At 42.9% G+C, this 10,239-nt stretch carries 9 protein-coding genes and 1 tRNA gene; 2 read left to right on the top strand and 8 right to left on the bottom strand.

Annotation, left to right across the window (positions count from 1 at the left end; genetic code table 11):
• The 6 genes from VB073_RS12985 to lpxD form a co-directional block, all read right to left on the bottom strand.
• On the bottom strand, positions 1-442 hold a 442-nt coding region (locus VB073_RS12985), incomplete at its 3' end, for a hypothetical protein (RefSeq protein ID WP_323404613.1).
• Positions 443-838: 396 nt separating this feature from the next.
• Positions 839-1,711 (bottom strand): carbon-nitrogen hydrolase, encoded by an 873-nt coding sequence (locus VB073_RS12980; RefSeq protein WP_323404612.1) that lies wholly within the window; start codon positions 1,709-1,711, stop codon positions 839-841.
• A gap of 223 nt (positions 1,712-1,934) precedes the next feature.
• Complete coding sequence (locus VB073_RS12975) at positions 1,935-2,960, bottom strand: agmatine deiminase family protein (protein WP_416349546.1); 1,026 nt, start codon at positions 2,958-2,960, stop codon at positions 1,935-1,937.
• A complete protein-coding gene (gene lpxA / locus VB073_RS12970) occupies positions 2,961-3,749 on the bottom strand; it encodes an acyl-ACP--UDP-N-acetylglucosamine O-acyltransferase (RefSeq protein ID WP_323404610.1) in 789 nt (262 codons plus the stop codon).
• Positions 3,750-3,769: 20 nt separating this feature from the next.
• Positions 3,770-5,152: a bifunctional UDP-3-O-[3-hydroxymyristoyl] N-acetylglucosamine deacetylase/3-hydroxyacyl-ACP dehydratase gene (locus VB073_RS12965; RefSeq protein ID WP_323404609.1), complete on the bottom strand. Its 1,383-nt coding sequence runs from the start codon at positions 5,150-5,152 to the stop codon at positions 3,770-3,772.
• Positions 5,153-5,346: 194 nt separating this feature from the next.
• Positions 5,347-6,393 (bottom strand): UDP-3-O-(3-hydroxymyristoyl)glucosamine N-acyltransferase, encoded by a 1,047-nt coding sequence (gene lpxD / locus VB073_RS12960; RefSeq protein WP_323404608.1) that lies wholly within the window; start codon positions 6,391-6,393, stop codon positions 5,347-5,349.
• Between the two features lie 247 nt (positions 6,394-6,640).
• Between lpxD and VB073_RS12955 the strand changes: the two genes are divergently transcribed.
• Positions 6,641-6,716, top strand: a tRNA-Pro gene (locus tag VB073_RS12955).
• 50 nt (positions 6,717-6,766) lie between these two features.
• Here the strand turns inward: VB073_RS12955 and VB073_RS12950 are convergent.
• Positions 6,767-8,785 (bottom strand): alpha-galactosidase, encoded by a 2,019-nt coding sequence (locus VB073_RS12950; RefSeq protein WP_323404607.1) that lies wholly within the window; start codon positions 8,783-8,785, stop codon positions 6,767-6,769.
• Positions 8,786-8,902: 117 nt separating this feature from the next.
• Positions 8,903-9,163: a hypothetical protein gene (locus VB073_RS12945; RefSeq protein ID WP_323404614.1), complete on the bottom strand. Its 261-nt coding sequence runs from the start codon at positions 9,161-9,163 to the stop codon at positions 8,903-8,905.
• A 150-nt stretch (positions 9,164-9,313) separates the two neighbouring features.
• Here VB073_RS12945 and VB073_RS12940 point away from each other — a divergent pair, with 150 nt between their 5' ends.
• On the top strand, positions 9,314-10,225 hold the full coding sequence (locus VB073_RS12940; RefSeq protein ID WP_323404606.1) for a transposase: 912 nt from the start codon (positions 9,314-9,316) through the stop codon (positions 10,223-10,225).
• Positions 10,226-10,239 lie beyond the last annotated feature (14 nt).

Raw genomic sequence — 10,239 nt, 5'->3', positions numbered from 1 at the left:
CAAGAGAATTTAGGGCTTCCATTACAGGGAGTTTATAGGTAATCGCCATATCCGCATTGAATTTTTTACGGGCCTCCCGTTTGGAAAGGAATTTCACATTCCTCTTCAAATCCCTTCGGGTAAAATCCTCCCGTTGATTTTTATCATACTTCCCGGCATCTATCAAATTATCTCTTATGTGGTTAAAATAATAAGTATTCCTCCCTTCTCTGGTGAAAAGGGGGCCCAGGCCTTTAAACCTCTTTATATCGTGGAAAATATGTATCAGGCAAAAGAAATTACTGTCTTCGGCATGGATGATAGAAGATGGCATTTGAGAAGTATATGGTTTGCCCCATGATACAAAATCATCGTTTAACGAGAAACCCCTGGCAGGGACATACTCAAAATCCATATGGTCATGTACGCTTTTTGGAGTCCTTACCCCCATATTGTCTATCAAATACACTTCCTCTTTTATCGTTGGGTAATCCTGCCCACTTATAGGGCATTGACATGCTATAACAAAAAACAAGAATGGTATAATCGTTTTGTAAAAATCGAGAGGCTTCAAAGATCCGCAATAATATGTCGATTTCCATTTACAGAAGCCGGAAAAATTGACAACAGGAGGTATAAACAACAAGCTATCACTGACATTAGATATATTTTGCTCGATATTCATTCTGAAAAATCAAGAAATAGAAAATCGGCGAAATATAAATATAAAATTCAATACAAACAAAACAATTATATTAATTTTATACAATTATCATGGCAGGATCAAGGCTAAAAATCGTATATAATTAAAAACAAACCACTTACAAACCAACGGAAACAGAAAATATTTCCAGCTAAATCAGTCGATCCAGCGTTTGGTCAATTGTCTGTATTCATCGATACGGCGATCACGGAAGAAAGGCCACCAGCGGCGTACATTTTCAGTACGTACCTTATCAATCTCAATAATTTGCACTATTTCCTCGCCATGGGCACGGTATAGGAACTCCCCCTGTGGTCCGCAAACGAAGCTATTTCCCCAGAACTGGATTCCGTTGGTGAGTCCTGAGGGGTCCGGCTCGAAGCCGGTACGGTTCACAGCGATAACGGGCAAGCCATTGGCTACCGCATGTCCTCTCTGCACAGTAACCCACGCATCGAGTTGCCGTTGCTTTTCCTCTTCAACATCGGTAGACTCCCAACCGATAGCTGTGGGATAAATCAAGAGTTCCGCACCTGACAGCGCCATCAGGCGTGCTGCTTCGGGATACCATTGATCCCAGCAAACCAGTACACCCAACTTACCTACCGATGTCTCAATAGGATGAAAGCCCAAATCGCCGGGAGTAAAATAGAACTTCTCATAATAAGCAGGATCATCGGGGACATGCATCTTCCGGTATTTGCCTGCAATAGTGCCGTCTTTCTCAATCACCACCGCTGTATTATGGTAAAGGCCTGCCGCACGTTTTTCAAACAGAGAAAGAACAATAACCACCCCCAGTTCTTTTACCAGCAGGCCAAAAGATTCGGTAGATGGTCCAGGAATAGTTTCCGCCTGGTCGAAAACGACCGTCTCTTCCGTTTGACAGAAATAGAGACCATTATGCAATTCTTGCATTACAATCAGTTCCGCACCATCTTTTGCCAGCTCTCTGATCTTTTGCTGCAACCGATTTACATTTTCTGCCCTATCGGAGCTGTTAGTCTGTTGAATGATTCCTACTTTCATTGTTAACTTAGTTAGATTGTTGTTCAGTTGTTATTCGATTGATATTCGGCAGTTATTCAGTTGTTGTTCGGTTGTTGTTCGGTTGTTGTTCGGTTGTATTTATCCCGCAAGACGGGAAATAACATGAACGAAGTGAATGAATAACCATTGAATTATCCCGCAAAGCGGGGAATAACCAATGAATAACATGAGCGGAGCGAACGAATAACGGCGAAGCCGAATATCAAACAAATCCAATCGGGAACTGCATGGTCACGCAATGCAGAGAACCGTGCTGACGGATAAGCGGGCGGCAATCGATTCCGGCTATCTCCCGGTCAGGAAAGGCTTTTTGAAGTTGATCCTTTGCGGTTTGGTCTTTTTCAGTACCATAAAATGGTATCAGGACCGCCCCGTTGATAATCAAAAAATTGGCATAAGTGGCCGGCAAGCGCTCTCCCTCGTAATAGGCGGCATCCGCCATGGGGAGATCGATCAGGCGATAAGGCCTACCATCGTTTGTAGTAAACGATTGGAGTTCTTTCTCCATGGCGTCCAGCTCTTCATAATGTTCATCCTCCCGATCGTCACATTTCACATAAGCAATGGTGCTCTCATCACAGAAGCGGGCAAGCGTATCGACATGGCTGTCGGTATCATCACCGGCCAGATAACCATGGTGAAGCCACAAAATACGTTCGACACCAAGGGTAGTAGTCAGGTAATCTCCAATCTCATCCTGTGTCATCGGTTGATTGCGGTTAGGTGCCAGAAGACAGTGTACAGTAGTAAGCAGTGTACCTTTACCGTCCGACTCTAAAGATCCTCCCTCCAGGATGAAGTTCAGATTATTACGATAGTCAATTCCAAGTTGAAAAACATGCTTTCCAAAAAGCTTACCCGTGATCTGATTATCATGGTTAGCAGCAAATTTCAATCCCCATCCATTGAATCCAAAATCCGAAATTACAGGTTTATTATCAATGAACAGGGAAATAGCTCCATGATCCCGCGCCCAGGTATCGTTACTCTCTATCTCCACACAGATAAGGTTTACCTGCTCGTCCTTTGTGAAATATTTCTTCACTTCATCGACATCGCAACAGACTACCAGCAATTTTTCCCGTTTGAGTATCTCTTTTGAGAGTGCCACATAACAGGCAGTAACCTCCTCCAGAGTGTCTGTCCAGTCGGTATCACGGTGCGGCCATGTAAGCTGCACACCGCTCTGTGGATACCACTCTGCAGGAAAAACGGTGCCGGACATCAGTTATCCCTCCATATTTCCCCGAACAATACCGCGGCTCGATGAACGGATAAATTCCAGAATATGATCCCGATCTTCCGTTTCCGGCAATTCTTTCTCGATCCGTTCTGTTGCCTGAGTAACATTAAATCCGGATTGATAGAGATAACGGTATATCTCCTGGATAGAGTTGATACGTTCACTGGTGAAGCTCCTACGACGCAACCCCACTACATTCAGTCCCATAAAGACAATAGGTTCACGTCCAACCATCACATAGGGAGGGATATCTTTGGGAACCTTAGCTCCGCCCTGAATCATTACATGCGCTCCAATTCTGGTAAACTGATGTACTAAAGCTCCTCCGCTGATAATGGCATAATCATCAATCTCCACTTCTCCTGCCAGTTGGGTTGAATTCCCCAGAATGATATGATCGTTGAGTACACAGTCGTGCGCTACATGGCTATAAGCCATGATCAGACAATCAGATCCCACTTTTGTGAAGCCTTTTGAGGCAGTGCCCCTGTTGACGGTAGCACATTCGCGGATGACCGTATTATCTCCAATGATCGCCACGGTATCTTCACCCTGGAATTTGAGATCTTGCGGGATACCGGCTACTGTGGCGTGAGGGAAGATGGTGCAGTTTTTTCCTATCCGAGCTCCATTCAATACCGTTGCTTGTGTCATTACGCGAGTGCCATCTCCTATTTCAGTACCTTGATCGATGTATGCGAAAGGCTCTACAATCACATTCTCCCCAAGTTGGGCCTCGGGATGCACATAAGCTAACGAAGAAACAGTGTTCATATATATATGATCGGTTTATATTATTTATTTTTGATGATTTGTGCCGTAAAATCGGCTTCAGAAACTACCTTATCCCCAAGGAAAGCGAGCCCGCGCATGGTAGCAATCCCTCTGCGCATTTCGCTTGAGAGTTCTACCCTGAAGATAATGGTATCTCCAGGAACCACCTTGTGACGGAACTTCACATTATCGATCTTGAGAAAATAGGTAGAGTATCTCTCGGGCTCATCCAACCCGGAAAGGACGAGAAGTCCTCCCGTCTGTGCCATCGCCTCTACCTGTAATACGCCGGGCATGACCGGCTCCTGAGGAAAATGGCCGACAAAATAAGGTTCGTTGGTCGTGATATTTTTCACACCCACAATATACCTTTCCGTCATCTCTATAATTTTATCCACCATCAGGAAAGGATAACGGTGCGGCAACAACTCACGGATACGATTGTTATCCATCACTGGTTCTTTATATATATCATATACAGGAGGCTGCACCTCGTTCATCTTGATATCTTTACGGATCAGTCGTGCCAGTTTATTATTGATCTTATGCCCGGGACGCGTAGCAATGAGCCGTCCTTTGATCGGTTTACCGATAAGCGCCATATCACCTATAATATCGAGCAGTTTATGACGTGCCGGTTCATTGGGGAACATCAGCTTACGATTATTCAGATAGCCTAACTCTTCAGCATTATGATGAGGCACATTCAACTCATCGGCTATATCATCCAGTTCTTTCTGCGATAATTTCCGCTCATATATCACGATTGCATTATCCAGATTTCCACCTTTAATAAGGCCTAAATTACGTAACTGTTGAATCTCACGAACGAAGACAAATGTACGTGAAGGAGCGATCTCTTTTTCATAATCGGTGAGATTATCCATCGAAGCCGATTGATTGGGGATGTATTGAGATTCAAACTCAATAAAGGAGTTGATGCAAAAAGAGTCGTCAGGTAAAAGCGTTAATTTTGAGCCGGTCTCCGGATCCGATACTTCGATCTTGTTGCGAACAACGTAGTAATCCTTGTCTTTATCCTGCTCCTGAATACCAACTTTTCGGATCTCTTTTACATATTCAATAGCACTTCCGTCGAGGATAGGAAATTCGGATGCATTGACCTCGATCAGACAATTATCAATACCCAAGGCGAACAGCGCTGAGAGTCCGTGCTCAATCGTGCTTACCGTAGCATTGGCCTTACCAACGACTGTACCACGCTGCGTATTCACGACATTTTCCGCCAATGCTTCAATCACCGGTTGATTTTCCAGATCGATTCTCTTTATCTTATATCCGTGGTCTACAGGCGCAGGATTGAAAGTGACAACAATATCCAATCCGGTGTGAAGACCTACACCACTCAACGTAAAGCTATTTTTTAATGTTTTCTGTTTCATATAATTAAGCCTGATGCTCGTTTCACCTTATATTTATTACTCATTTTGCCTATTTTTGTGCAAAGATAACACCAACTAAACAATTTCACCTCATTACAGTTCAATAAAATGCATATTGCACATTGCGAATAACCACCTGCATAGATTATTTTCAAATTTATGGGATGGATGGTATTTCTTAACGAAGTAATGGTTTAATCCTCGGCTGCTAACTTTTTCTTCAATTCCGACAATTCTTTCTCCAGTGCATTCAGTTGTCGGTACATATCAGGTAGTTTAGGAATGATGATACTCGATTTGAAGAAACTCTTCACAGGAACAGCAGGGGAGCCCATGATCTCAGAACCCTCTTTGGTATTGCTTATGATTCCCGACTGTGCACCTATCTGGCTATTCTTCCCGATCGTGATATGCCCGCCAAGGCCTACCTGCCCACCAAGCACACAATTCTCACCGACTTTGGTAGAACCGGCAATACCTACCTGGGAAGCCATAGCCGTATGTTCACCGATTTCACAATTATGCGCTATTTGTATAAGGTTATCGAGTTTTACACCCCGATGGATCAGGGTAGAACCCATTACAGCACGATCAATGGCAGTATTGGCTCCAATCTCCACATCATCCTCGATGATTACATTTCCCATTTGAGGGATCTTGTGATACACACCTCCCTCTCTGGAATAGCCAAAACCGTCTGCTCCGATTACAGCACCGGAATGCACAATACAATTATCGCCAATCACACAATCGTGATAAATCTTCACACCGGAATAGACAATCGTATTTTTTCCGATCTTCACATTATCACCGATATAGGATTGCGGATAAATCATACAATCATTCCCGATCTCCGCATGTTCCCCCACATAAGCGAATGTTCCTACATAGACCTGCTCACCGATTATGGCAGTAGGAGCAACAAAACTCATTGTTTCTATACCACTCTTCCTGGGAGTACTTTTATTGACCATTTCCATCAACGTAGCCAATGCAGCATAAGCATTGGGAACCTTGACGAGGGTAGCCTTAATAGGTTTCTCCGGCTCAAAATCACTGTTTACCAATACGATATCAGCAGAAGTAGTATAAATATAGGAAGTGTATTTCGGATTGCCAAGAAAAGTAATGGTGCCCGCTTTGCCCTCTTCGATCTTCGAAAAACTGGACACTTTTACTTCCGGATTGCCGATTACCTCACCTTTTAGAAAATCGGCTATTTGCTTTGCAGTGAAAGTCATTGAATAACTATTTCTTTTTAAATATGTTGAGATCTTTGTGGAATGATCTGCTCATCATTTCCCCATCCAGATATCACAGTAACGGATAATCTAAAAGACAACAACAATCTCTCTATTTATAATTTAAGCCGCAAATTAACAACTATTTTTTTATCCTGTCACAAATAAATTCATAATATACATTAAACAAAGCAGAATCTAAATTTGCGTAATTCAAATTTAAATGATACTTTTGCACTCAGTTTTTCGGGGTGTAGCTCAGCCCGGTTTAGAGTACTCGTCTGGGGGGCGAGTGGTCGCTGGTTCGAATCCAGTCACCCCGACAACACTAATAAATTAAGCGATTACAATTAAAAGGTGATCGCTTTTTTGTTTATTTAGCCCCTGTTTTATCACTGTAAAACTTCAATAGCCAAACATCTTTAGCCGGTATTGTAACATCTAACTGACTCTGCACCTGTATCTCCAATCCGCGCCATAACTCCTTTGCCTTATACAGGCTATCAACGGATAATCCCAACCGTTCTATCGGGATATTCAATGGCATTTCTTCATCGGAATAATTAAAGAACGCAAAGTCTGATGTGCCGTCATCGTTCATTCTACAAAAAAGATTTTCAGATTTTACCCCGTCACCTTCCACAGGCCTGAACGCACATCCATTGGCGAGCAAGTTCACTTCCCGATGGGTGGCATACTTCAATGTTCTCTCTTTGGCTTCCGCATCTCCCTGTTCACTGTAATCATCCCCAAGTATCAGCATCCCGGTTATTACAGCCGATGTGATTCTGGCTCTGTTTTCTCCTTCGGATGCATCCCTCAACACGATATGGTCCGGATCATTGAAGCTATAGATTCGATCCTGCCACCATCCGTAAGACAATGCGTTCATTGTATATTCGGTATCTTTTATCTTGTTCCATGCATCACATGCGATACGGCGGGATTGTGCATAATGGGCCGGGAAGATGGGAGAAATAGATAGATTGATATACATATCAGTGAAATATTTATTCAGGAGTGCCATACCGTAATTATATCCTTGCATTCCGGTCGTGACACGGTCATTATGCCATCTATCCGCCTCCATGGCTCCGTGTGTCATGAAATCCATCTTCACATATCTGAATCCCGTACGGCGGAACAGCTCGGAAGTCTGCTTCATTGCAGCTTCCACGGCCGGATGGGTAGGATCCAGGGCATAAGCACCGTCAAGTTCCTGGGGTTTGCCGTTGGCATACAGATATAGATCTTTATATTTATATTCAGGGGCAGCTTTAAATACCCGTTCGGGATCTTTGGCCCAATCAGTGAAAGGTGTCCAATAGATTCCGGCAACCTGTCCGTTCTCTGCACAACGATCGGCATATGCCTTCAACTGCTCTTCCGAAAAACTGTCCCAGCCGGAATCGAGCCCCACATACACCAGGTTATCGGCATTGGCAAAATGATTATTCTGCAGATTAATGGCAAAGAAATCTGAAACCTGCAACGCCTTGTCATAGGTGAGATTAAACTGCAATACGCCCCAACTGTTCCAACCGAACGGTACTGAATGGCTCCATTCCCGGGGAGGATTAACCCTCGCATTTACTTTTGCGAATGATTCCAGACCTGTGCGCCAATCCTTAAAATAACCGAGAAATATTTTCGGCGATTTAATGTTCTTTCCTCTCAGTGAACCATGTGGTTTTACATCCCTCGTCGTTTCATTGGCAACACCTCCATAGCAAGTTAGCGAAGAGAGTTGGTTCGCTTCTGATGTGAGATCAATGCCTGTTTTCCAGTTATCATGTTCTACCGAACCAACCACGATCCCATTACGGCTTCCATTATCAAAAACAGCACTCACCTCGTAACTGGTCAACTGTTGGAAGTTCAACGGATGCGACTGATAACGGATCCATTTGTCGTTATCAAAAGGAATAAAGAGTGCACGGTTATTCCCTCCACCTTTAAAAACTCCCGACATATCCTTCACATTGACAGGAGCCATATAGTTAGTTTCCACACCGTCCGCATCTCTTAACTCAAATTCAGTCAGCACATAATCCCTGTTGAGATAAAGATAGAACGACTGGATTAAGTCGGGAAAACCTTTTTTTGAATAGGTCAGTTCATACAGAATCCCTTGGCCAAGATGATCAGAAACTCTTTTTATTTTTATTTTTGCAGGATTATAATTCTTTGTCGAGATCAGCGTATCGGCAAGTTTATAAGAAGCATACAGATCATTATATATTAATCTGTTATCATTTAAAATATCTACACTCTTCGAATAAGAATCATAACGTATGGTCCAATCATCGATAGTGAATTCCAACTCTTTCGAACAGGACACACAGATTACCCACAAAGAAAGAACAGCAGCAACCGATAGTTTTTGTTTCATTTTGTCAGATTATTAAAATAGAATGTATTGCAACAGTTTATGGGCAAAAATAGGAATATTCGGGCTGATGGCATAATATTTCGGTTTGTTTTCTATCGGAAGTAAAAGTAAAAAGGATTAGATCCGGTACATAATGGTTTCACTCCAAATATCACCCTCCGCATAGACATCCTGTGGGAAATGAGGTCGGTTCGGCGTATCCGGATAATAATGGGCTTCCAGGCATATTCCGGAGAATGGTGGATGTAAACCCGAGAGATAATCTCCCGTGTAAATCATAATTCCGGGCATGGTGGAGAAAACCTCGACAGACCTGTTTCCGTTGTCGTTTTTTAAAATAGCGAGTCTTTTCAGGCTTTTCTCTTTATTTTTTGATATAAAATATGAATTATGCGAATCAGTAGTTGAAACTGTTCGCGAGTTTATATAGTTAAAGTATTTAAAATCAATGAAATAAACGTGCCGGATATTTGCTCAATCCGCTGGAAATCATTAACTTAGAAGAATAATCCCCATTATTTTTCCAGTATGATTCCCAGCGAGAAAGAGTTTAAACTGATACAGATTTATATGTATATATGTGATTTATACGACAAGGAGCTCAAATATTATTGCCAAAGATACAGCAATAATTCGAAACCTGCCTTCACCGACCAGGAAATAATGACGATCTACCTGTTTGCAGGTCATTGTCAGAAGTATTTCCAGATCAGGGATATATACAGCTTTGCATCGGAATATCTCTCCTCGTGGTTTCCCAGACTGCCTTCATACCAGACCTTTAATCTCAGGTTGAACCGTCTGGGGGAAGCATTCCGGATATTGTCCGACAGATTGATATCTTCATTCATGCCGGATGACTGTGACAATGGTGCATCCCTAGTCGATTCGATGCCGGTGATAACCTGTGCCGGAAGGAACAGGAAGGCAAGAGTGGCCCGTGAGATAACCTCCAAGGGGTACTGTTCGACAAAGAACCAGTACTATTACGGGTTGAAGCTTCATGCGCTGACTTCGCGCAGGGAAGCGACAATACCCTTTCCCCGATCCCTGATGGTTACCCCCGCCGAGGACAATGACCTGACAGTCTTTAAACAGGCCTGGGGTGATCATATCCGGAATACCAATATCTTCGGAGATAAGATATACTCTGATTTTGAGTACTTTAATGATGAAAGAAAACAAAAACAGCATATCGAGATGTTCACTCCCGTCAAGGCTGTCAAGAGGCAGTCCGAACAGGAAAGACAGGCAAGCAAAGCCTACAATGACCTGTTCTCTACGGCTGTTTCAAAGGTCAGGCAACCCATAGAGTCATTCTTCAACTGGCTGAATGAAAAAACAACTATTCAAAGAGCGCAAAAAGTAAGATCCACAAAAGGATTACTTATACATACGATGGGAAAAATCGCCATCGCATTCATTTATCTAATTTTTTAAATACTGATTCGCAT

The sequence above is a fragment of the Proteiniphilum sp. genome (genome assembly GCF_034927365.1).
Lineage (GTDB): Bacteria > Bacteroidota > Bacteroidia > Bacteroidales > Dysgonomonadaceae > Proteiniphilum.
The sequence above is the reverse complement of the archived record's forward strand: the minus strand, read 5'-3'. Positions and strand labels throughout refer to the sequence as shown.